Origin of the sequence: Hydrococcus rivularis NIES-593 (assembly GCF_001904635.1) — a bacterium.
GTDB classification, from domain to species: Bacteria; Cyanobacteriota; Cyanobacteriia; order Cyanobacteriales; family Microcystaceae; genus Hydrococcus; species Hydrococcus rivularis.
Window position 1 is genome coordinate 25896 of the sequence record NZ_MRCB01000034.1, and the last position, 20755, is coordinate 46650.

The 20755-nt window shown below is 44.0% G+C and carries 22 protein-coding genes; 17 read left to right on the forward strand and 5 right to left on the reverse strand.

The features are described 5' to 3' along the window. Positions 1-102 precede the first annotated feature (102 nt). The 9 genes from NIES593_RS19925 (at position 103) to NIES593_RS19965 (ending at position 9447) form a co-directional block, all read left to right on the forward strand. Positions 103-303, forward strand: a complete 201-nt coding sequence (locus NIES593_RS19925) for a hypothetical protein (RefSeq protein ID WP_015143743.1) — start codon at positions 103-105, stop codon at positions 301-303. Positions 304-589: 286 nt separating this feature from the next. Next, positions 590-1984 carry a magnesium transporter gene (gene mgtE, locus NIES593_RS19930; protein WP_217651982.1) on the forward strand — a complete coding sequence of 465 codons (1395 nt, stop codon included), beginning with the start codon at positions 590-592 and terminating at the stop codon, positions 1982-1984. 15 nt (positions 1985-1999) lie between these two features. Further along, on the forward strand, positions 2000-3505 hold the full coding sequence (locus NIES593_RS19935) for a WD40 repeat domain-containing protein (RefSeq protein WP_073601243.1): 1506 nt from the start codon (positions 2000-2002) through the stop codon (positions 3503-3505). 118 nt (positions 3506-3623) lie between these two features. Next, positions 3624-4100, forward strand: coding sequence for an MEKHLA domain-containing protein (locus NIES593_RS19940; RefSeq protein WP_073601244.1), 477 nt, complete (start codon positions 3624-3626; stop codon positions 4098-4100). A 175-nt stretch (positions 4101-4275) separates the two neighbouring features. Continuing rightward, complete coding sequence (locus NIES593_RS19945) at positions 4276-5205, forward strand: ABC transporter permease (protein WP_073601245.1); 930 nt, start codon at positions 4276-4278, stop codon at positions 5203-5205. A gap of 46 nt (positions 5206-5251) precedes the next feature. Continuing rightward, a complete protein-coding gene (locus NIES593_RS19950; protein ID WP_073601246.1) occupies positions 5252-6472 on the forward strand; it encodes an ABC transporter ATP-binding protein in 1221 nt (406 codons plus the stop codon). Positions 6473-6491: 19 nt separating this feature from the next. Beyond that, entirely contained in the window at positions 6492-7136 is a 645-nt protein-coding gene (locus tag NIES593_RS19955) for a class I SAM-dependent methyltransferase (RefSeq protein ID WP_175561187.1), read from the forward strand. A 37-nt stretch (positions 7137-7173) separates the two neighbouring features. Further along, on the forward strand, positions 7174-8109 hold the full coding sequence (locus NIES593_RS19960; RefSeq protein ID WP_073601248.1) for a hypothetical protein: 936 nt from the start codon (positions 7174-7176) through the stop codon (positions 8107-8109). 81 nt (positions 8110-8190) lie between these two features. Continuing rightward, positions 8191-9447 (forward strand): arylsulfatase B, encoded by a 1257-nt coding sequence (locus NIES593_RS19965; RefSeq protein ID WP_073601249.1) that lies wholly within the window; start codon positions 8191-8193, stop codon positions 9445-9447. A 104-nt stretch (positions 9448-9551) separates the two neighbouring features. On the opposite strand, the gene NIES593_RS24675 is transcribed toward NIES593_RS19965, so the two are convergent. Then, positions 9552-9767 carry a hypothetical protein gene (locus NIES593_RS24675; RefSeq protein ID WP_073601250.1) on the reverse strand — a complete coding sequence of 72 codons (216 nt, stop codon included), beginning with the start codon at positions 9765-9767 and terminating at the stop codon, positions 9552-9554. A gap of 85 nt (positions 9768-9852) precedes the next feature. Here NIES593_RS24675 and NIES593_RS19975 point away from each other — a divergent pair, with 85 nt between their 5' ends. The 4 genes from NIES593_RS19975 to NIES593_RS19990 all read left to right on the forward strand — a co-directional run bounded on the left by NIES593_RS19975 (position 9853) and on the right by NIES593_RS19990 (position 12938). Then, positions 9853-10668, forward strand: coding sequence for a sulfotransferase (locus NIES593_RS19975; RefSeq protein ID WP_073601251.1), 816 nt, complete (start codon positions 9853-9855; stop codon positions 10666-10668). Continuing rightward, on the forward strand, positions 10669-11466 hold the full coding sequence (locus NIES593_RS19980; protein WP_073601252.1) for a class I SAM-dependent methyltransferase: 798 nt from the start codon (positions 10669-10671) through the stop codon (positions 11464-11466). Between the two features lie 5 nt (positions 11467-11471). Beyond that, positions 11472-12434: a glycosyltransferase gene (locus NIES593_RS19985; protein ID WP_217651983.1), complete on the forward strand. Its 963-nt coding sequence runs from the start codon at positions 11472-11474 to the stop codon at positions 12432-12434. A gap of 168 nt (positions 12435-12602) precedes the next feature. Further along, positions 12603-12938 carry a DUF2752 domain-containing protein gene (locus NIES593_RS19990; protein ID WP_073601253.1) on the forward strand — a complete coding sequence of 112 codons (336 nt, stop codon included), beginning with the start codon at positions 12603-12605 and terminating at the stop codon, positions 12936-12938. Between the two features lie 449 nt (positions 12939-13387). On the opposite strand, the gene gnd is transcribed toward NIES593_RS19990, so the two are convergent. From gnd to NIES593_RS20010, 3 genes are read right to left on the reverse strand one after another with little or no spacing between them, the layout of a single operon-like run. After that, positions 13388-14809, reverse strand: coding sequence for a decarboxylating NADP(+)-dependent phosphogluconate dehydrogenase (gene gnd / locus NIES593_RS20000; protein WP_015143759.1), 1422 nt, complete (start codon positions 14807-14809; stop codon positions 13388-13390). A gap of 51 nt (positions 14810-14860) precedes the next feature. Then, the gene (locus tag NIES593_RS20005) at positions 14861-16249 is read right to left on the reverse strand and encodes an AtzE family amidohydrolase (protein WP_073601255.1); all 1389 of its coding nucleotides are present in this window, start codon (positions 16247-16249) and stop codon (positions 14861-14863) included. After that, entirely contained in the window at positions 16246-16434 is a 189-nt protein-coding gene (locus NIES593_RS20010) for a DUF4089 domain-containing protein (RefSeq protein WP_073601256.1), read from the reverse strand. The genes NIES593_RS20005 and NIES593_RS20010 overlap by 4 nt, the downstream gene beginning before the upstream one ends. A 10-nt stretch (positions 16435-16444) precedes the next feature. Between NIES593_RS20010 and NIES593_RS23740 the strand changes: the two genes are divergently transcribed. The 3 genes from NIES593_RS23740 to NIES593_RS20020 are packed head-to-tail and all read left to right on the forward strand — an operon-like array spanning position 16445 to position 17299. After that, positions 16445-16648, forward strand: a complete 204-nt coding sequence (locus tag NIES593_RS23740) for a hypothetical protein (protein WP_139253761.1) — start codon at positions 16445-16447, stop codon at positions 16646-16648. 14 nt (positions 16649-16662) lie between these two features. Then, entirely contained in the window at positions 16663-16962 is a 300-nt protein-coding gene (locus tag NIES593_RS20015) for a hypothetical protein (protein ID WP_073601257.1), read from the forward strand. Beyond that, entirely contained in the window at positions 16940-17299 is a 360-nt protein-coding gene (locus NIES593_RS20020) for a DUF5615 family PIN-like protein (protein ID WP_073601258.1), read from the forward strand. Before NIES593_RS20015 ends, NIES593_RS20020 begins: the two co-directional genes overlap by 23 nt. 272 nt (positions 17300-17571) lie before the next feature. Here the strand turns inward: NIES593_RS20020 and NIES593_RS20030 are convergent, their stop codons facing one another. Then, positions 17572-19059: a glycosyl hydrolase family 57 gene (locus tag NIES593_RS20030; protein WP_073601266.1), complete on the reverse strand. Its 1488-nt coding sequence runs from the start codon at positions 19057-19059 to the stop codon at positions 17572-17574. 286 nt (positions 19060-19345) lie between these two features. Here NIES593_RS20030 and NIES593_RS20035 point away from each other — a divergent pair, with 286 nt between their 5' ends. Beyond that, positions 19346-20671, forward strand: coding sequence for a PhoH family protein (locus NIES593_RS20035; protein ID WP_073601260.1), 1326 nt, complete (start codon positions 19346-19348; stop codon positions 20669-20671). Positions 20672-20755: the final 84 nt, after the last annotated feature.

Consider the following 20755-nt stretch of genomic DNA (forward strand, 5'->3'; position numbering starts at 1 on the left):
AGAAATATGTAAACTTTTGAGGCGAATGGATACATAGCGAGGGCGGTCATGATAATTTTTTGGGTGGCAGATAGTTAGATAAATTGAGGTAAGGAGGACACTTTGACACTGCGCGTCGTTCCCGCTAACACCGAAATTTTTCGTGAAGATATCAGTGAGTATGTAGCACAACTACAGCTTCACATGGCTTTACAAGCACGAAATTTAGTTCCAAGCCTGACTCAAGCTAGCGATAGCCGAGAAAAGCTTTTGCAAGAAACTCAGGCTAATGTTGAAAAGATGGTTTCTCGTCAAATTCTGTAGTTCTAAATCAGCAAAAACGATTTAGATATTGCAATTTCATACCCCTTACTCCCAACTAATTGCCTTAAAATAGAGTTGTTGCGAAATAGCCTTTTCTGAAAATTCGAGCCTTATCTAATAAGGGTTTCAGCAACGCATATATTTAATTCGCAACAAATCTAATAACCTAGCAATTTGGCGCAGATAATCGCAGAGATACTGTTACAAAACGCAACCTTAGATAAAATGAGCAGCAGGAGCGTTTTGTTAAACTGAGGCTTGTCCTTGGGGTAAGGAAGGAAGGGTTGTGAGCTTGACTGAGGAAATTAGTGCGATTCAAGCTAGTTCTCGTAGAGAGTTGCGACAGTTAGTTCGCAGCCAACTGCAACTTTTGCTAGAACAAGGCAACCTCGAAGGAGCTAAAGCCCTGCTAATCCCCGTGCAACCTGTCGATATTGCCGAGGCAATCGAAGGGTTGCCGGAGTCGATGCAGGTGATTGCCTTTCGCTTGCTGGCAAAAGATGAAGCGATCGCCGTTTACGAACATTTAGACTCAGCAGTTCAACAGTCATTGGTTCAGCAGTTCAAGCATCAAGAAGTTTTAGATATTGTAGACAAAATGTCTCCCGACGATCGCGTGCGATTGTTTGACGAGTTGCCCGCCAAAATCGTGCGTCGCCTGCTCTCGCAACTCAGTCCGGGAGAACGCCAAGCAACCGCCTTGCTGTTGGGCTATGGGGAAGCGACAGCGGGGCGCATCATGACCCCAGAGTATATCTCCCTCAAAGAAACCTTAACCGTTGCTCAAACCTTAGAGCGAATTCGCAGCTTAGCAAAGACTTCCGAAATCGTCTATTATCTCTACGTTACCGATGCCTCTCGACACCTGACCGGAATTGTCTCGCTCAGAGATCTCGTCATTGCCTCCCCAGAGAAAACCCTCGGCGAAATTATGACGCGCGATGTGGTGTTCGTCCACACGGATACCGACCAAGAAGAAGTCGCCCGAATGATTCAACGATACGACCTACTAGCTTTACCCGTGGTCGATCGCGAACAACGTTTGGTAGGCGTAGTCACGGTAGATGACGTAATCGATATTTTAGAACAGGAAGCGACCGAAGATATTTATGCCTTGGGAGGCTTGCAATCGGATGGCGATAACTATTTCCAAACCAATCTGATTACCGTTGCCCGCAAGCGCGTTGTCTGGCTATTTGTGTTATTAATCACCAACACGGTGACGGGAACGATCATCAAGTCTCAGGAGTCCGTTCTAGAAAGAATGGCGATTCTGGCAGCCTTTATTCCCCTGCTGGTGGGAACCGGGGGCAACGTAGGCGCGCAGTCTTCCACTGTAGTCATTCGCGGCTTAAATACCGAGGAGATTCGGGATTTGGGAATGGGTCAGGTAATTTTTCGCGAGGCACTGGCAGGAGGACTGTTAGGGCTAATTTTGGGAGCGATTGCAACGCTCTGGGCATACGGGTTGCAAGGAAATGTTTTCGTCGCCGTGTCGGTCGGCGTTAGCCTAGTAGCGATCGCGATTCTTGCCTCGATTTCGGGTTCGGCTCTGCCTTTCCTATTTCACTCTCTCGGTTTAGATCCCGCTTTGATGTCGGCTCCGTTTATCACCACAGCTGTTGATGTTTTGGGGGTGTTGATTTACTTCTATATTGCCAGAATAATTTTAGGTATCTGAAAGTCATATGAAAATATGCTACTGAAGCAACATCACTGGCTAGAAATTGCCGAATATCTGGCAGTTGCTATGACTTTAATCGGTTTATCGATCGCGATCGCAACGGGAAACCTATTTTTTCTTGCGATCTGTCTCTCGATTGCGCTGGTGTTAAATCTCATCAATCGTCTGCGCTTTCAACACCTGAGCCGCAAACGCCTCTCAGGAACGGTCAAGCAACTCCAGCAACAGCTATTTGAGGAAATACGAGCCATAGCCGAACGAGAAAGAAACGCGACTCGCACCACTTCCACAACCCCAACAAACGCCGACAGCTTGACCGCGTTTCAAGAAAGCTTGCTCGGTTTAGAACGAGCGATCGATAGCATCGCCTGCTACCTCAACAGCCATACCTTACCTGAGCGGATCGAGCAACTAGAACAATCCTACGAGCAACTAAGACAACAAATTCCCTCTCTGGCTAACGAGCAACCCATAGCTTCTCCACCCTCGCCTTCCCCTTCCCTCGTCCTCCCTCGGTTTTCATCCCCATCCACAACTTGCCTATCGAACTGGACTTGTATCCATACCCTAAACGCTCATGCAGATGCGGTTGTCTCCCTCGCAATTGGTTCCGATGGTCGGTTCCTTGCCAGCGCTAGCTGGGATCGAACGATTAAATTGTGGGATCTTGCCACAGGACGCTCGCTTGCACCGACTGTCGGACATTCTCAAGCCATACTCGCCGTTATCTTTATCGACAACGAAGATCGAGTCGGGCACTATCAATTAGCGACGGGTAGTTTCGATCGCGCGATCAAAATCTGGTCGCTTGTGCCAGAAGAGGAAGGCAAAATTAATCTTCGCTTAGAGCGAACCTTGACCGACCATTCGGGATCGATTCACGCGCTTGCTGTGGCTGCCAAACGCCGAATTCTCATCAGTGGTAGCTACGACCAAACTATCAAGCAATGGGATCTCGCAACCGGAAAAATGCTCAAAAGTTCCTACGATGATTCCGGGGCAATTTATGCCATCGCGGTTAACGAATCGGCTCAAATAATTGCTAGTGGAGGGGGTGACGGTCGGGTGACCCTCTGGCAACTAGAAACTGGCGAAGAATTGTGCTGGCTGACTGGAAATATCTCTTCTGTGGAATCTTTATCCATCAGCCCGGACGGACGAGTGCTAGCAGCCGGATGCATTGACGGTCAGATTAAACTATGGCAGCTAGAACCCGGCTTGTCGGATTCTCGGCAACTACCGCAACCTCCCCTGCCGATTCGGATCCTCCATGCCCACGTCGGGCAAATCAAATCTCTCATCTTCAGTCCCGACGGACTGACCCTATTTAGTAGCGGTGCGGATGGAACGATCAAAACCTGGTATCCCAATAGTATGGAAGCTGTAGACGCGATCGCGATCGCCGACGATTCGACTTCTCGCCTCACCCCCGTTTGTTCCCTTGCCATTAGTGCTGACGGTCAGTTCTTAGCAGCAGGTAGTGCAGACGGTAAAATTAAGGTCTGGCAGCGAAATTGAGCGAGGTTTGGAGAGAGTGGGGGACAAGGAGACAAGGGAGACGGGGAGACTGGGGGAAAGAGATTTCCCAATCCAAAATCCTTTCATCCCAAATCGAAGGACAAATGACCGATGACCAATGACTAATTCTAAAGACGTTTGGCAGCAACCTGAGATTATTTCTTGGAGTCAAATTCTGTTGAACAGCTATGAGAAACTGCTAAAGAAGCCATTAATAGAAAGAAAAGGCGATCGCCTAGAACAAGCCAAGGCACTTTTTTTGGCTCCTTTTGTCGTCGTCTCTCACGGAACGGAGAGCGATCCTATCCTCAACTACGGCAATCAAATGGCGCTAACGTTATGGGAGATGAGCTGGCAAGACTTCATTGCTACTCCCTCGCGACTGACCGCAGAACCCATCAATCGAGAGGAGAGAGAACGAATGCTTGCTCTAGCAGCTCAACAAGGATTTATCGATGATTATCGCGGAATCCGAATTTCTAAGACAGGACGGCGTTTTTTAATCGAAGGCGCGATCGTGTGGAACTTGACAGATTTTCAAAATTGTGTAGCGGGTCAAGCGGCCACCTTTTCTCAATGGTCTTTTTTAGAGTAAAAAGTCTAAAAAATCGAAAATATGAAGACCGAAAAAACGGTTTTTATCACTTGCTCGCTCGTCTAACTTTTTTCGGTTTGGCGCCTTCGATCCGCAATTGAATAAAGATTGAATGAAGTTACCAGGAACGGGTAGATTTTTAGAAATGCGATCGCTATGATGGTAAAAATTAAAAATGCAACAGTCAAAACAGCTAGATGCTAAGGGAGATCAAGCATTGAAACCCGTGCAACAATCAAGAAAAGACTTGCCCGTCATCGTTTACGCTCCTGAAAGTCGTCTCAGAAGTCCCGGCAAATTGTTTAAAGAAATGTGGTACGACCTGTTAGCTTCGCGGGACTTAGCATGGCAGTTGTTAATTCGAGATATTAGCGCCCAATATCGTCAGTCAGTTTTAGGCATTCTCTGGGCATTTATCCCGCCGCTTGTAACGGCACTAGGACTATCTCTACTTCAAAATAACCGAATTGTTAACTTGGGAAAAACAGACATTCCCTATCCGCTATACGTACTCTTTAGCATGACTTTATGGCAAATGTTTACCGACTCTATGAATAATTCTATGGGAGCTGTCAAAGCAGCAAAATCGATGCTATCCCAAATTAGAGTGCCAGCAGAAGCATTTGTTATAGCTAAATTAGGGCAGACCTTCTTTAACTTTAGCGTTCAGTTAATATTAGTTGTTATCTTATTTATCGTCTATCAGATTCAAGGTCAGCTTCAAGTAAGTTGGAGCGTTATTTTAGCACCTGTCGCTTTGATTCATTTGGTTATGTTCGGAACGGCAATTGGCTTGATTTTAGGTCCGCTCTCGTCCCTATATTCAGATGTTAACAAAGCGATGTCGTTTATCATTCGGATTTGGTTTTTTATAACCCCAGTCATTTTTGCCCTTCCCCGTGGGGGACATTGGGCAACCTTGGTAAAATTGAATCCCGTTACGCCTTTGTTGGTCACAACCAGAGAATTAGCTACGACAGGTAATATTTCCTATCCGATCGGATTCTGGGTAGCCAGCGCGATCGCGATTATTAGTTTTTGCCTGGGATGGACGTTTTATCGTTTGGCAATGCCGTTTATCGTTGAAAGGGCAGCTATGTCTTAAAAGTAACTCTATAAAAAATTAAACGGCGAGGAAAAAGACAAAAACTATGGATGACGAGATATTAATTAAAGTAGAAAACGTCTCAAAAAAATACTGTCGCGATTTAAAACGCTCCTTATGGTACGGACTTCAAGATATTGCATCCGAAGTCCTAGCGGGACGCAGACACAACGCCGAACTACGTCCAGATGAGTTTTGGTCGGTCGATAATGTTTCCTTTGAGTTGCGCCGAGGTGAATGTCTGGGACTAATCGGGCCCAACGGAGCTGGAAAAAGTACCCTATTAAAAATGCTTAATGGCTTGCTCAAGCCGGATAGAGGAAGAATCGAGCTACGGGGACGGGTAGGCGCGTTAATCGAACTATCGGCTGGATTTAACCCAATTCTCACGGGACGGGAAAATATCTACAGCAGAGGAGCGATTTTAGGTTTCACCAAAGCAGAAATCGATCGCAAACTGGATGCGATTATAGAATTTTCCGAATTAAAGGAATTTATAGACACCCCCGTAATTAATTATAGTTCCGGAATGAGAGTGCGACTGGGGTTTGCCGTAGCGGCGCAGATGGAGCCAGATGTCTTGCTTCTCGATGAGGTTCTCGCCGTCGGTGACGTTGGATTTCGGGCTAAATGTTTTAATGCTATTTATAAAATGATTAAAAATGCAGCCGTGATTTTAGTAACCCATACGATGCCACAGGTATCGAGGGTTTGTTCGGACATTATGGTAATGAATCACGGTAAATGCGAATTTCAAGGCAAGAATGTGCCCAAAGGAATCGATCTTTTTTATACTTTTTTTAAAGGTGAAGAAAGTAGTTTTTCAGGAAGCGGTCGGGCAGTTATTCATCAAATTGAACTTGAAAGTAATGGCAAAAAAGATATTGAGTCGATTAAGTATTTAGATGAGCTTTCAATTTATATCGATGCCACAATAGATACAACAGTTAAGTCTCCTACGATAGCTGTTGCAATAATGAGTCAGGAACTACAGCACGTGGCTCAATGTATTTCGTCATTTAATGGAGTGGAAATAGCTAATACGGGAGAAAGAATGAAGGTGGTGCTGAATTTAGGTAAGCTTAATTTCAATCCAGGAATTTATTCAATAGCTATCACTATTAACTCTGAAAATCTAGGAGAAGTGCTGTGCAGATATGACAATATTAAAAAGTTTAGAGTAGTCGGACAACAATATGGATATGCTCCCGTACTAATAGAAGGTGAATGGAAGGTTTTCAATGGGGCTAAGTATCAGGAAATTTAAATTATATATCGATAAAAAAATGAGGGATTCTATCGATGAGCTTAAACAATTTTTAAAGCCTAAAAATTGGCTTATCAAAAATAAATTTATCTTTCAATTATATCAGCGCGATCGCTTAAAGAAAATCCTGGACTCTAGAAAACCACTTAAAATTCATCTCGGTTGCGGAGACGATTACTTTCCAGGATATGTCAATATCGATGCTTATCCTGAATCAAAAGCCGATTTAATTATGGACTCAAAAAACTTAACTTTATTTCCAGATAATTGCGCAGAAATTATTGAGTCTTACCATTTTTTTGAACACCTTCAGCTACACGAAGCGAGAGAGTCTCTAAAAGAATGGTTTCGCATTCTTCAACCTGGAGGTACGGTCGTTATAGAATTGCCAAACCTAGCAGTATGCGCTCAAGAAATTGGCAAGCATTTCAATCCCAAGGATGGTGTTGATTTAGCTATGGCAGGAATTTTTTCCTACCCTGCTTTAGTCGCAGAGCAAGGATACGGCATGATGCATAAGTGGGGCTGGACTCCCGAAACCTTGGGAGCAGAATTATCAGCTGTTGGTTTTGTCGAGGTTCGGCAGCATCCTATCAAGCAGACGTGGAGACTCGGTACCTCATGGAATAGAGATATGCAAATGAGAGGAGTCAAGCCGCAGTAGACAACATTATTAATCGAGACTTTCTAGGGAATTTGTTATGACAGAACGAGCAGCTATATTAATTGTCAACGGCGGCAAAGATCCAAAACAGGGTAAGTGGATCGAATTGTGTATTAATAAAATTTTGGAACATACTAAATGGTCGAATTATCATATTTACGTATGGAACAATAATCTTGAAGATACTGCTGTTGTAAACTTTCTCAAAAGTATCCCCTTGGTTACGTTAATTCAAGCCAATCCTGGGGAAAGTCTCGCACACGTTCATGCAGTGCCGCTTCAGAGACTTTATGAATTAGCTCTTCAAAACCGACCCAAATATATTGTTGCGATGGATAGCGATGCCCATCCTATTCAAGATGGTTGGCTGACAAAGCTGATATCTTCATTAGATAAAGAAGTTGTTTTAGCAGGAGTTTGGCGAGATGAATTAAAGAAAGCCATCACTCCTTATATCCATGCAAGTTGTCTATGTACTACGGTAGACTTCATTGAGAGTAATAACTTAAGACTAGATTTTATTGCGCCTAACACAAAGACAGAAATACACGATACCCTTTCGGTTTTGACGGAAAAAGCCAAAGAATTAAACTTAAAAATGTTTAAGCTATGCAGAAGTAATAAGAATAATTTTCATCGTCTAATGGGAGGTATATATGGCGACTTAATCTATCATCACGGAGCGGGATCTAGAGTGAATATTAGTTTTTGGGATGAAGCTCACAATGAAAGTAATGTAGAAAAAAATAAACAATTGGTAGAAATTGCTACTAATTTAGTTTTTACTCATTATTTTGAGTACATTCAGTGGTTGCAAGGTCATAATCAAGAGAAAAATTTTGAGGCAATGATGTTAGAGCTTAAGAAGCTCGAACGACGTCAATTCAAACCCCAGAATACTATTCAATTTTCCTGGAAACTTTTTGAGCGATCGCTAAAAAAACTCAAAAAAATATTAATCAATAAAAAATGAATGGATCTCATCTCCTATTATAAGAAGAGGCGCAGGGGTAGAGATAGGAGAGAAAAGGAAGGAAAGAAGTCAATTGTTTTTATGAGCGCTTATATTTTTCTGAATAAAAAACTTATTGTTGGAATTATTATATTTTTTAGCGTAGCGATCGCAGCTATTTTCAATAACTTTTTTGTATCGGATAGCGTTCGAGCAGCCGCCCAAAAACCAAACATTATAATCATCATGGCGGATGATTTAGGCTGGAATGACGTAGGATATCATAACTCTGAAATTAAAACTCCCAATCTAGACAAATTAGCCGAATCTTCTACGAGACTCGATAGATTTTATGTCACTAGCTCGTGTACTCCAACTCGTGCTGCACTCATGACGGGAAGGCATCCTTCTCGTTATGGAATGTCATCTAGTGTCATATGGCCCTGGGATAAAGTTGGTTTGCCTCTCGAAGAAAAAACAATCGCTCAAACCTTAAAAGAAGCAGGTTACTATACAGCTATTGTTGGTAAGTGGCACCTCGGTCACTACAAAGAAGAATACTTACCGACTCGCAGAGGATTCGATTATCATTACGGGCATTATTGCGGCAGTATCGATTACTTTACTCACCAATTAGATGCAGGTATACAAGGCGGGTTGGATTGGCATCGAAACGAGCAACCTGTCGAGGAAGAAGGGTACGCAACAGATTTACTTGCTCAAGAAGCCGTCAAGCTGATTCGCGATCGCGATTATAACAAATCTCCCTTATTCCTTTATGTTTCTTTCAACGCTCCTCACGCTCCTTTACAGGCTAAAGAAAAAGACATAAAAAATTATGCCAATATCCAAGATGAAGGGCGGAGAATTTTTGCCGCTCAAGTGCAATCGATGGATGAAGCAGTCGGTAGAATTGTTGCAGCCCTTAAAGAAAAACAAGTCTGGGACAATACCCTACTGTTTTTTACTAGCGATAATGGCGGAGGAAGCGACCAACCCTGGACTAGAGGAAATAACCGTCCTTTGAAAGGTCAAAAAGGTACTTTATACGACGGAGGAGTTCGAGTTCCAACCATAATTTCCTATCCAGCTCAATTAAAAGGCTCTCAAGTCATCGAGCAAGTTTTCTCGGTAGTCGATTTATATCCTACTTTAGCTAAATTAGCTGGGGTTAAGATAAGTTCTCAAAATCAACTCGATGGAGTAGACATCCTGCAATCTATCGCTACTGGTTCGACTCGACGAGATGAGGTCTTGATACAATACCAAGCACTTGCCTCGCCGCCATGGTTTAAGGCCGCCTTAGTGAAGGAGAATTATAAGCTAGTTCTCAATAGCACTTCACCCTTACCCTATTAAGGTATCGCAGAACTATTCAATCTTAAAGACGACCCATTAGAAACTCGCAACCTCGCTTATTCAGAACCAGAAAAAGTTTTAGAACTGCAAAAGCAAATAGAAACCTATAAAAAAGAGGCAAAACCCCCCATATTGAATAATTCTACTGAAATGCCGCCAGGTTTTGTAATTCCTAAAGTTTGGTCGCCTAAATACTTACAGGCAAGTCGAGACAAAGAGAAATCTTCTAGCAAAACTAGGATATTAGATAAATTTTCTACACGCTCTATTGTTCTTGTTTCTTTCTTTATGGGTGTTTTGAGTGGTTCTGTAGCAACCACAGTGTTAATGTTTATCCGAAAAAGAAAGATCGCAGTATAGTTGTGGCTAAGTATTCATGATTCCCAATATAAAAATCGACGAACTATGCGTAACGTTGTTATATTAGGCTCTGGGCGAAGCGGCACCAGTATGGTAGCGGGAACCCTATCTCAAGCGGGTTACTTTATGGGAGAAAATTTTTGGCCCACCCGCGATGCCAATCCAAAGGGTTTTTTTGAAGACGTAGAAATTAATGAAATCAATGAAGATATTCTAGAGCCACTCATTCCCAAGCGGTTGCATATCCCTGCAATAAAAATCAGAAGGCTGCGCCTACATATCCCCGAACGAGCTTTCTTTCGCAATCGCCCTCTCAAATGGCATCGATGGCTAGCTTGCGTGCCCGTAAAGGCTGAGATTCCTTCTTCTTCTCAAATTATAGAGCGAATCCAAAAAATTACTCAAAAAGAGCCTTATTGTCTAAAAGACCCTCGCTTTTCCTATACGCTTCCTGTATGGAAGCCTTATCTAAAAGATACTGCATTTATTTGCGTATTTCGCGATCCGGCTAGTACTGTCTTGAGTATTTTGAAAGAATGCAGCAGCGTCGATCATTTAAGTCACGAAATAACGGGGATAAGACTATCTTGGCAACAAGCTTTAGAAATGTGGACGCTCATGTACGAACATATTTTAGAAAAACACTGTCGCCAGGGAGAATGGCTGTTTATTCACTACGAGCAAGCCGTTTCTCCAGAAGGATTAAATAGATTAGAAACTTTCACAGGAGCATCAGTCGATCGCTCTTTTCCCAATCCTAATATTCGCCGCTCGTTTTCTGATAAACCCGTTCCTAAAAAAACTATGAAAATTTATCAGAAGCTATGCGAGCTTGCAAATTATGAAATTGATTTAAAGTAAATGGTTATTGGTGACTGGGAAATATTGGTAGAACAAAAGGAAAAAACCATGGAAACTAATGTAATTGAATTACTTGAGCAAGAGCAGCCAATGTTTCATTTAAAAAGCTTAACTCAAGAAGTTCCAAATGCTGAGAATTTTTTCTTTAAACGAGGCACTACAGAAACAAAAGAATTTTCTCGAACGTCTTATACGATTGGCAAAGATGTTTTGAATTATATTGCATCTATCGTCACGCCCAATTCTGTTACTCTGGAAACTGGGGGAGGATATTCTACCGTTGTATTTACCAGTAATGCTAAAAAACATGTTTGCGTCAATCCAGATGTAACTGCTAATCAGTTAGTAAAAGATTGGTTGCGCGATCGCGGTTACACTTGCGATAATTTATACTTTATTGAAGATTCTTCGGATCGCGGATTGGCAAAACTAGCACTATCAGAATCATCAGAATCAATCGATGTTGCGCTAATCGATGGAAGTCATAGTTTTCCTTTTCCTATAGTAGATTGGCATTTTATAGACTTATTTTTAAAGGCTGGCAGCAAACTTCTTGTCGATGATACTCAAATTAACTCTGTCAAAATATTGAGCGATTTTTTATCGCTTGAATCATCTTATAAAAAAATCGCTGAAATTGGTAAATGTATCGTTTTTGAAAAAACAAGCGATACTAGAATGATGGGATGGCTCGATCAAGAAATAAATAAGCGACCTTTCACAGGGTTTTCAGAGTCGGAAGTTGCTAGCAAGATAAATCCTTTCAAGGCTTTTTTACAAAAAATTGGTATTCTTTGAATTGAATGCAAATCGCTCAAATTATGGTAGCAGGCATAACCATTCAAATTTCTGCCATTATTTGCACCTTCAATCGTGCCTCATATCTGCGCAAAGCAATCCAAAGCTCGATCGCGCAGACTCTCGATCCCAGTTGCTACGAAATCTTAATTATAGATAACCGTTCGACAGACGAGACTAAGAAAGTCGTCACCGAGGAGTTTTCCCACGTATCCAATCTCCGCTATATCTACGAACCCATTCAAGGACTTTCACAAGCTCGCAATACAGGTTGGCAAAACGCGCGGGGAGAATATGTCGCCTATTTAGATGACGATGCGATTGCCTATCCCCAATGGTTGGAAAAAATCCTCGAAGTCTTTGCCACGGTTAACCCTAAACCAGGTGCTGTTGGCGGCAAGATCGAGCCTATTTGGGAAGCACCTCGACCTTCTTGGCTATCAGAGGGGTTAGCGCAAGGATTGACGATATTAGATTGGTCGGAAACCCCTATCTTCTTAGAAAGCGATCGCTGGCTGGCAGGTGCTAACGTGGCTTATCCCAAACATCTGCTCCAAGAAATGAAGGGCTTTGATGTTAATTTAGGTCGCAAAGGTAGCAATCTCCTGTCGTGCGAAGAATCCCTGTTGCACGATCGCCTAAAAAATAATGGCTATCGGCTTTATTACCATCCTGCCGTTGCTGTCAGACATCACATACATGCTTCTCGTCTGGTTAAGGATTGGCATATTAAAAGACAGTACTGGAACGGGGTATCTATATCTACGGCATTGCTCTACCAAATTAAACTGCCTCGATCGGTGCGTTTGAAAAAAGCGCGATCGCATCTTAGAAATGAGATACTGCCACTGCTCAAAAAGATGTGGTTGCTGAGGGCACAAAAAAATGAGAATGAATTCTTCGATCTGAGATGTTCCCTCGCCTATCAACTGGGATACTTGTATGGGTTATTGAGATTAGCTGGTTGATAGGTAGTCGCGCTCTCTCGTCTCTTTTCCCTTTCGCTCGATCGGTTCCGTCACTTCTAAAATTCCCTAAATCCCCCAAAAACAGCGTAAAACTAAAGCAATATTTAGTTTTTTTACCAGAAAGCTTTAGAGGTGGTTATACTATAGCTCAGATTTAATGAAATATTTATGCTAAAGTTTTCTGCTTCTTCTCTATCTCCTCATGCCTTACAAGTTCGCGCGATCGAGTTAGTTTTATTGGCGTCGCCTTTAGTAGGAGCTTACTATTATGGCTATACGGAGCAATCGTCGCCTTTATTTTGTCCCTTCAAAGCTTTAACAGGAATTCCTTGTCCTGGATGTGGAATGACTCGTTCTTTTATCGCGATCGCGACGGGGCATCTCGATAAAGCTTTGGATTATCATTTTTTTGGGATTTTCTTATTTATAGGATTTGCGATCGCTACAATTCATTCATCTCTTTTTAGAACTTTTGAGCAAACGAAAAGTCATAACTCCCTTTAGCAAGCTGATTAAAAATAAACAAATCCAATTATCATTTCTTTTCCTGTTTTTAATCTACTATTTAATTCGCATTAACAATCTATTGAAATCTGGAGAAATAGCTTATGGCTTTTATCATTCTCCGTTAGGAAAATTAATTTTTCAAAATCTCTATTACTGAACTAGAACTTAATTTTATATTTTATTTAATTTTTTATCGACGGTTCTAAGTTTAAATGCTCAATTTAAAAAAAAACTAACGCTAACAATATTATTAGCTTTATTTGGGCTGGCATATTTTAGCGGTTTATCTAGTTGGGAAATTAATGTTTGGCTCAGGAATTATATTGCGATCGCTCCTTTGCAGATTTTAGCGTTGCTTTATGTTTATTTTTATTGGAAACAGCGTAGAATCAAAAATTTGATAATTAAATGATTTGGGCGGGCAATGCCCACCCCAGCATTAAACGCTACTTAGCAGTCCATTCCGTATGGAAAAACTCGCCCCTTGGTCTATCGATGCGTTCGTAAGTGTGGGCACCGAAATAATCTCGTTGCGCTTGGGTGAGATTTTGTGGCAGGCGATCGCGTCGATAGCTGTCAAAATAATCTAAAGAAGCACTAAATGCTGGAACTGCAATTCCTAGCTTATTAGCGATACAAAGAACTTCTCGCCATGCTTCTTGCCGATCTAAAATAGTTTGCTTAAATTCAGGCGCTAGAAGAAGATTGGGCAAGCTTGGATTCTCATTGAAGGCAGTTTGAATCTTTTTCAGGAATCCAGCCCGAATAATACAGCCTCCCTTCCAAATCCGGGCACATTCAGACAAATTGATATTGTAGTTAAACTCAGCCGATGCTTTAGCAATCAATGCCATTCCCTGAGCATAAGAACACATCTTTGAGCAATAAAGAGCGTCCCGTATTTTGTTGATAAATGACTTAGTATCCCCATCGTATTTGCCCGTAGGACCAGTCAGTTCCTTCGAGGCAGCCACCCGTTCGTCTTTGTAAGCAGACATGATACGCGCGTTGACTGCCGCAAAAATCGTGGGAATGGAGACCCCCAATTCCAGGGCACTAAATACAGTCCAACGTCCCGTTCCTTTCTGTCCGGCTGAATCTAAAATCAAATCGACTAGCGGTAAATTCGTCTCTTTGTCGATGTAGGTGAAGATATCCGCCGTAATCTCAATTAAAAATGAATTGAGTTCGTCGGTCGTATTCCACTCGGCAAAAACCTCGTGAAGTTGCTGATGATTCAGTCCCAGAGTATTTTTGAGCAAATCGTAAGCCTCGGCAATGAGTTGCATGTCGCCGTACTCAATGCCATTGTGTACCATCTTGACATAGTGACCCGCACCGCCGGGTCCGATATAAGTGACGCAAGGACCATCCTCGACTTGAGCGGCGATTTTCGTCAGAATGGGTTCTAACTCTCTGTAGGCCGATTCTGTGCCTCCTGGCATCAAACTAGGACCGTGCAGGGCACCTTCTTCGCCACCACTAACCCCCATCCCAACGAATCCCAACCCAGTAGGTTCTAATTCTTTGGTACGTCGTTCCGTATCTTCGTAGAGGGAGTTACCGCCATCGATAATCATATCTCCCTTTTCGAGCAAGGGTTTTAGGTCTTGAATGACTGCATCGACAGGGGCACCCGCTTTTACCATAACTAGAATTTTGCGGGGGCGTTCCAGGGCATGTACGAATTCTTGGAGGGAATAGGCAGCTTTAACGTCCTTACCTTGCGCCCTCGTCGCCATGAATTCCTCTGTTTTGGCGGCGGTACGATTGTAGACGGCGATGGGAAAACCGCGACTTTCTACGTTAAGGGCGAGGTTTTCACCCATTACCGCTAGACCGATTACACCGAAGGTTCGCTTATTCATAAACCGTGCTTGTCTGAAGGGTCAACTCACTTTCAGGGTAGCCCGATCTTCTTAATCTTCCCGTAAAGAAGACATTAAAAAACTATTGCCGATCGCGGCGGCAACGCGGAGTATGGCAGATTCATTGTAGGGTGCGGCGACAATTTGCACGCCTAATGGCAGCTTGCCGCCAGACAAAACAGGAAATGAAAGGATGGGCAAACCAATAAACGAAAGCGGTTGAGTAAAACGCCCCAAATTGGGACGCACTAAGATTTCTTCTCCCGCAATAACCATTTTTTCTTGACCGATAGGCGGTGCGACGCAAGGTGTAGTGGGAGCGAGAATAATATCGACTCGATCGAAGATTTCTCGGACGCGATCGCGATACCAGCGGCGAAATCGCTGTGCTTGAACATACCAAGAGGCAGGAATCAAAGCACCCGCTAAAAAGCGATCTCTGGTGGCGGGATCGAAATCTCCGGGACGCGATCGCAAATTTTTTAGATGCAAGTTCGATCCTTCAACTGCCGTAATAAGATATGCCGCCGCCCTAGCGCGATGGGATTCCGGTATATTCACTCGTTGCGCGACTCCTAACGCTTGCGCCACCCGTTCGACGGCTTCTATTGCTTCTGGTTCGGCTCCTTGAGTAAAATAACCATCGGCGACGGCAATTCGCAACCCTTCAATGCCGCGATCGAGTTCGGGAAAGCAGGGTTGGGGGGGGCGTTGGGTACAAATCGGATCGCGGGGATCGCTTCCTTGCAAGATATCGAAAACCGCAGCAATATCGCGCTGCGATCGCGCAAACGGTCCAATACAATCCAAACTGGCGGAAAATAAAAATGTCCCCCCACGAGAAAGACGACCGTAAGTCGGTTTTAATCCGAAGATCCCGCATAGGGCGGCGGGAACCCGAATCGAACCGTTGGTATCCGAACCGAGAGAGATAGGGACTAATCCTGCGGCAACGGCGGCAGCAGAACCGCCAGACGATCCTCCAGCAATGCGAGTCAGATCGTGAGGATTGTGCGTTGCCCCATAGTGAGCATTTTCTGTGACGAATCCATAGGCGTATTCGTCCATATTTAACGCTCCCACTAGGATAGCCCCCGCTTGTTTGAGTCGGGCGACGGCAGTAGCATCGCGGCTGGCAGGAGGATTTTCTGCATTGATTTTTGAACCCGCTAGGGTGGTCATTCCAGCGATATCGAAGAGATTTTTCGCGGCAAAGGGCACGCCAGCAAGAATGCCGGGATCGTTTCCTTGGGCGATCGCGGTGTCGATCTGTTCGGCTTGCGCGATCGCTGCTTCGGCAGTAATCGTCGTAAAACAGTTTAGGGTTGGGTTGTGTTGGGCGATCCGATCGAGGGTAGACTCAATTACGACTTTGGCAGTCGTTTCGCCATTGCGAATTGCTGTGGCGATTGCGATCGCGTCGGAGGTTTGCACATTCATGGCTCAAAAACTGGGGCGGCTTCGAGATCTTCTGGTAACTCAAATTCTGTCACCAAAGTCGCGATCGCTGCAATCCTCGTCATATTATCAATGACTCCAGGAAGATATTCCGGCGCAATGGATAAATCTAGCAATTGCGCCGTTCGTTCTACATAGTCGGCAACATCGAGCGTTTTTTCGTTCATTTAATTGGCGATGCGATCGGCTTTTGTCAAGAAATTTTATAATAACTGGCTGATTAATTCTAGTTTTTTTACTCCTTTAATGATGCGATCGCAATTAGATACAAAAATTTGGTTAACTTCTTTCTCAATATATGCTCCTACAATAGAATTAGTCATTAAGAATTTGGATGGAGAGATCGCATCTGAGTTTCTCAAAAAAGTAGACAGGAAATAAGTAAAGGTATCGGCATGACTACTAACTCTTCAAAAACTCAATGGCAATATTTAGAATCTCGCCCCGATTCCTGGCGCAGGCAGCTTTACCTCAAAGGCAGAAAGTTAAGAGCGCATACTGTTTGGGCTGACATGATTGTCAATGAAATGTCTCCAGAAGAAGTAGCAGACAGTAAGGATTTGCCTTTGGCTGCTGTAATAGAAGCCATTAAATACTGTGAAACGCATCAAGAACTTTTGAAGAAAGAAGCAGAAGAAGAGCGCCGTTTTTTGGAAGAAAAGGGAGTCATACTTGAGCCTAAGATTACTTATTGATGAAGACTCCCAAGATAAGCGACTGGTTCAATTACTACGAGAGACTGGACACGATGCAATAACAGCAAATGAAGCTGGTTTGATGAGCCAGCCAGACCAAATAGTTTTTCGCTACGCTATCAACGATAATCGCGTACTGCTGACACTAAATTGTCGGGATTTTGAAGCTCTCCACGAAGAAGACTCAACTCACCCAGGAATTTTGGCAGTTTACCGCGATGCTGACCTTTCTAAAAATATGAGCTTTAAAGCAATTGTGAAAGCGATCGCTAATTTAGAAGCTGTTGGAATTCTTTTAGCAAATCAGTTTATCTCCCTCAATCACTGGAGTTATTAAAACTTTTAAAATTGTATGTTCCTGGTAGAGGTAGAAGCGTCTGGTGGTTTGAGAACTTGCAANTCAGATACATATCAGATTCAGTTGACTTACAGAACTCCTACAGAATTAACTAACCCAGGATTTATAGAAAACTGGATGCAAGGAAAGAAATTCAAAGATCTCTGGGTGGGAATGGTTTATAGTCCCTTTGTAAATCTTAATTTAGGAGATAAATAAGTTGGAATTCATAGTAAGGTGGGCGTTGCCCACCTAGCTCATTTCGATCCTCTTTACACTTTCAATAGCGCCTCGCCCCGTTCGTAAAGCGTGCGAGCATAATCCGTCCAAGTCCCTTGTCCCCAGTAACGGAAGCAACTGGTTTGCAATAACAGATTATACAGCAAAGCTTCGTGATAGTCGGGACGCTTCGTTACCGAGGGATCTGGCTTGACCAACGGGTCATATTTTTCGTGGAACATGGCACTCAACTTATTCATTGGTTCGAGAACATTTTCATAACCGCGAACCCAACTGAGATTATTTGTCCAAGAGGCACCATCCATATGGAATTGATGGTCGGTTTGTTTCAATTGTGCTATTGTCTTTTCCACGGCTTCTGGCGTAGCCTTATCCGGTTCGACTCGCTGCCAAATCTTGTGTTGCCCAATAGCCTGACAAGTCGGATAGTCGTCGGGATTGACACCTGCTGCTTCAAGCAGTTCTATATATTCAGTGCCGTTGATGCCGACAACACCTGCCGTGTTGATTCCATTATCTTTGATTTCATACCAAACGGGTTGAAAATCGCGAGGAAATTCGTTCATCATCACGCCGCCATTTTCTCCATCGGCAATCTGAGTGACGCAACTGGGAACGGTTACATTGCCAATTTGCTGCTTGCCCCGTCCTTTCGCTTCGTGATAGGGCTGCATCTGGGCGACTAATTTCGTATCCGAACCTTGCGTTTTAATCAACGCCGTGATGCTGATAGTTTCCCCCTTGGAATTGCGGGCAATCAAGCGGTTGGGAACGTATTTATCCTCATGCCGCAACCCCGAACCATCTAGGCGTTCTACTGAATGCTCTTGCACCAATAGCCAACGATAGCCGCATTCTTTAAGCGCCTTAATATACTCGTAGAGCGTATCTGGATGGTTGGGTAGGTGCATTTCTGGCGGCGAGAAACCCTTGACGCGCTTGAGGGCATCGTAACCAAAAATAGCAGCAAAGTACTGTTGCCATGCCTGAATGTGTAATTTGATGTCAGGAATGGGCGTGGAAGGAACGACAGCATGACTCCACATCGTCCCCAGCCATTCGACATAGGGTTGATACTGGGGATCGCAAGCAATGCGTTTAAGATTGTTAATAATGTCCTCTCGCCTCATCTGATGCAATCCCCACAACAGATTGCCCGAATAGTCGAGCATGATGCGAGGATTGCAACCATTACTCACCAGTTCGGGAATGAAATCGCCCATGCGACTATAACACCAGGCAAAAACCCCCGCATTGTGGTTATCTCCCTCGCCGGAATGCTCGAACATGTATTGGAGATTACTAATGAGTTCGCCATTTGGTCCGGCGGGAATGGTGGGTTGATGCATGTGCAGGGCACAAGCAAATCCTGCCGTAATGTTTTCTAAGCGAAGGTTGGTTGTGGGTAAGAAGATCGGTTCGTTGTGATTGACGACTGCATTAATTTCTGCTTCCCAACCGCAAATATTCGGCAATTCCGATTGGGTCGGCAGGTTGGGAGATGGGACTGTTGCGATCATAAGTTTTTCCTTAATGTTTGCGACTGTGCGGATACTTTCCCACACCACACTTAGGCGCGAATCTATCATACATTACGTATAGCTTGCGTCTGCTTTAAGTAAAATTTAAGTAAAAGTGCTAGGGTCAGGATGTCCCGATCGCACCTCGAACGATAAAATCGAACGCGATCGCGCGGAAAGTTGCATTTTCGCAACACAATCCCCAATAATTGCCCGGAGCGCGATAGATTAGGCTTAGTTTGCCTTAATTCATAATACTCGCCGCGATCGCTAGCGAGGAGGGTCTATGAAAAAAGCCTTTGTCATCGATACCAACCTGCTTCTACACGACCCAAACGCGATGTTGCGGTTCGAGGACAACGATGTCGTGCTTCCAATTACAATTATTGAAGAACTAGACCGCTTTAAAAAGCAAGCCGACGTTATTGGCAGAAATGCGCGTCAGGCATCTCGTACTCTCGATAAATTACGTCAGCAAGGTCATCTAACCGAAGGCATTCTCCTCGATAGCGGCGGTACGCTGCGGGTAGCTCTGTGCGACAAAAAGATTCTTCGGGAACTGCCTGCGGAACTAGAGGGAGATAGTGCAGACAATGCCATTCTCGCAGTAGCGCTAGAACTCAAGCGCCATTGTCAATGTCCGGTTGTACTGGTTAGCAAAGATATCAACCTGCGCATCAAAGCCGATGCCTTGGGGCTAGCTGCCGAGGATTACAAAACCGATAAAGTCAATGTTGAAGGACTTTACACGGGCACGGGCGAGGTTATGGTAGCGGCGAAAGAAATCGAGCAACTGTTGAAGGAAGGTTCTCTTATTCTAAATCGCGAGTTTTTTCCCAACCAAGCCCTAACTCTGATAGATAGTGCCAATCCTTCGCATACAGCCCTTGCCGTAGTTGACGGAGCGAGTCAACGGATTGTCCCGCTGCTCAAACTTCCCCAGTCGGGGATCTCCCGCATTCGTCCCCGCAATCGCGAACAAAAATTTGCTTTCGATCTGTTGCTGCGCGATTCGATCCCATTGGTCACTTTAGTAGGTAAGGCGGGGACTGGTAAAACGCTACTCGCGATCGCGGCTGGATTGCATAAAGTAGCCGACGAAAAAGCCTATAGCAGGCTATTAATTTCTCGTCCTGTTGTGCCGATGGGTCGAGATATCGGCTATCTGCCTGGAGAAGTCAAAGAAAAGCTGACTCCCTGGATGCAACCTCTCTATGACAATTTCGATCTCATCTTCGGCACTCAAGAATCCTCGGATAAACCCCGTCACTGGCGACGAGGACACGAGGAACTGATAGAATTTGGTTTGCTGGAGATCGAGCCGCTCACTTATATTCGCGGTCGCACGCTGCCCAAGCAGTTTTTTGTCGTAGATGAGGCTCAGAACCTAACCCCCCATGAAGTCAAGACAATTCTCACCCGTGCCGGAGAAGGAACTAAAGTAGTACTGACTGGCGACATCGATCAAATCGATAACCCCTATGTAGATGCTGCCAGCAATGGTCTTAGTTATGTGGTAGAGAAGTTTAAGCGCGATCCCCTAGCCGGACATATTACCTTGCTTAAAGGCGAACGATCCGATCTAGCGGAACGGGCAGCATCTTTGCTTTAGTGCGATCGTTTAATCGACTAATTGATTATTCCGCTCTTAAGAACTTAGACAAGATAGGATAAAGTTAGATCGACTTAGACACTA

What these genes read in the sequence shown, in the direction of transcription:
- NIES593_RS19935 (WP_073601243.1), top strand. Translation starts at nt 2,000, where the DNA reads ATGCTACTGAAGCAACATCACTGGCTAGAAATTGCCGAATATCTGGCA.
- NIES593_RS19940 (WP_073601244.1), top strand. Translation starts at nt 3,624, where the DNA reads ATGACTAATTCTAAAGACGTTTGGCAGCAACCTGAGATTATTTCTTGG.
- NIES593_RS19945 (WP_073601245.1), top strand. Translation starts at nt 4,276, where the DNA reads ATGCAACAGTCAAAACAGCTAGATGCTAAGGGAGATCAAGCATTGAAA.
- NIES593_RS19950 (WP_073601246.1), top strand. Translation starts at nt 5,252, where the DNA reads ATGGATGACGAGATATTAATTAAAGTAGAAAACGTCTCAAAAAAATAC.
- NIES593_RS19955 (WP_175561187.1), top strand. Translation starts at nt 6,492, where the DNA reads ATGAGGGATTCTATCGATGAGCTTAAACAATTTTTAAAGCCTAAAAAT.
- NIES593_RS19960 (WP_073601248.1), top strand. Translation starts at nt 7,174, where the DNA reads ATGACAGAACGAGCAGCTATATTAATTGTCAACGGCGGCAAAGATCCA.
- NIES593_RS19965 (WP_073601249.1), top strand. Translation starts at nt 8,191, where the DNA reads ATGAGCGCTTATATTTTTCTGAATAAAAAACTTATTGTTGGAATTATT.
- NIES593_RS19975 (WP_073601251.1), top strand. Translation starts at nt 9,853, where the DNA reads ATGCGTAACGTTGTTATATTAGGCTCTGGGCGAAGCGGCACCAGTATG.
- NIES593_RS19980 (WP_073601252.1), top strand. Translation starts at nt 10,669, where the DNA reads ATGGTTATTGGTGACTGGGAAATATTGGTAGAACAAAAGGAAAAAACC.
- NIES593_RS19985 (WP_217651983.1), top strand. Translation starts at nt 11,472, where the DNA reads ATGCAAATCGCTCAAATTATGGTAGCAGGCATAACCATTCAAATTTCT.
- NIES593_RS19990 (WP_073601253.1), top strand. Translation starts at nt 12,603, where the DNA reads ATGCTAAAGTTTTCTGCTTCTTCTCTATCTCCTCATGCCTTACAAGTT.
- gnd (WP_015143759.1), bottom strand. Translation starts at nt 14,809, where the DNA reads ATGAATAAGCGAACCTTCGGTGTAATCGGTCTAGCGGTAATGGGTGAA.
- NIES593_RS20005 (WP_073601255.1), bottom strand. Translation starts at nt 16,249, where the DNA reads ATGAATGTGCAAACCTCCGACGCGATCGCAATCGCCACAGCAATTCGC.
- NIES593_RS20010 (WP_073601256.1), bottom strand. Translation starts at nt 16,434, where the DNA reads ATGAACGAAAAAACGCTCGATGTTGCCGACTATGTAGAACGAACGGCG.
- NIES593_RS23740 (WP_139253761.1), top strand. Translation starts at nt 16,445, where the DNA reads ATGCGATCGGCTTTTGTCAAGAAATTTTATAATAACTGGCTGATTAAT.
- NIES593_RS20015 (WP_073601257.1), top strand. Translation starts at nt 16,663, where the DNA reads ATGACTACTAACTCTTCAAAAACTCAATGGCAATATTTAGAATCTCGC.
- NIES593_RS20030 (WP_073601266.1), bottom strand. Translation starts at nt 19,059, where the DNA reads ATGATCGCAACAGTCCCATCTCCCAACCTGCCGACCCAATCGGAATTG.
- NIES593_RS20035 (WP_073601260.1), top strand. Translation starts at nt 19,346, where the DNA reads ATGAAAAAAGCCTTTGTCATCGATACCAACCTGCTTCTACACGACCCA.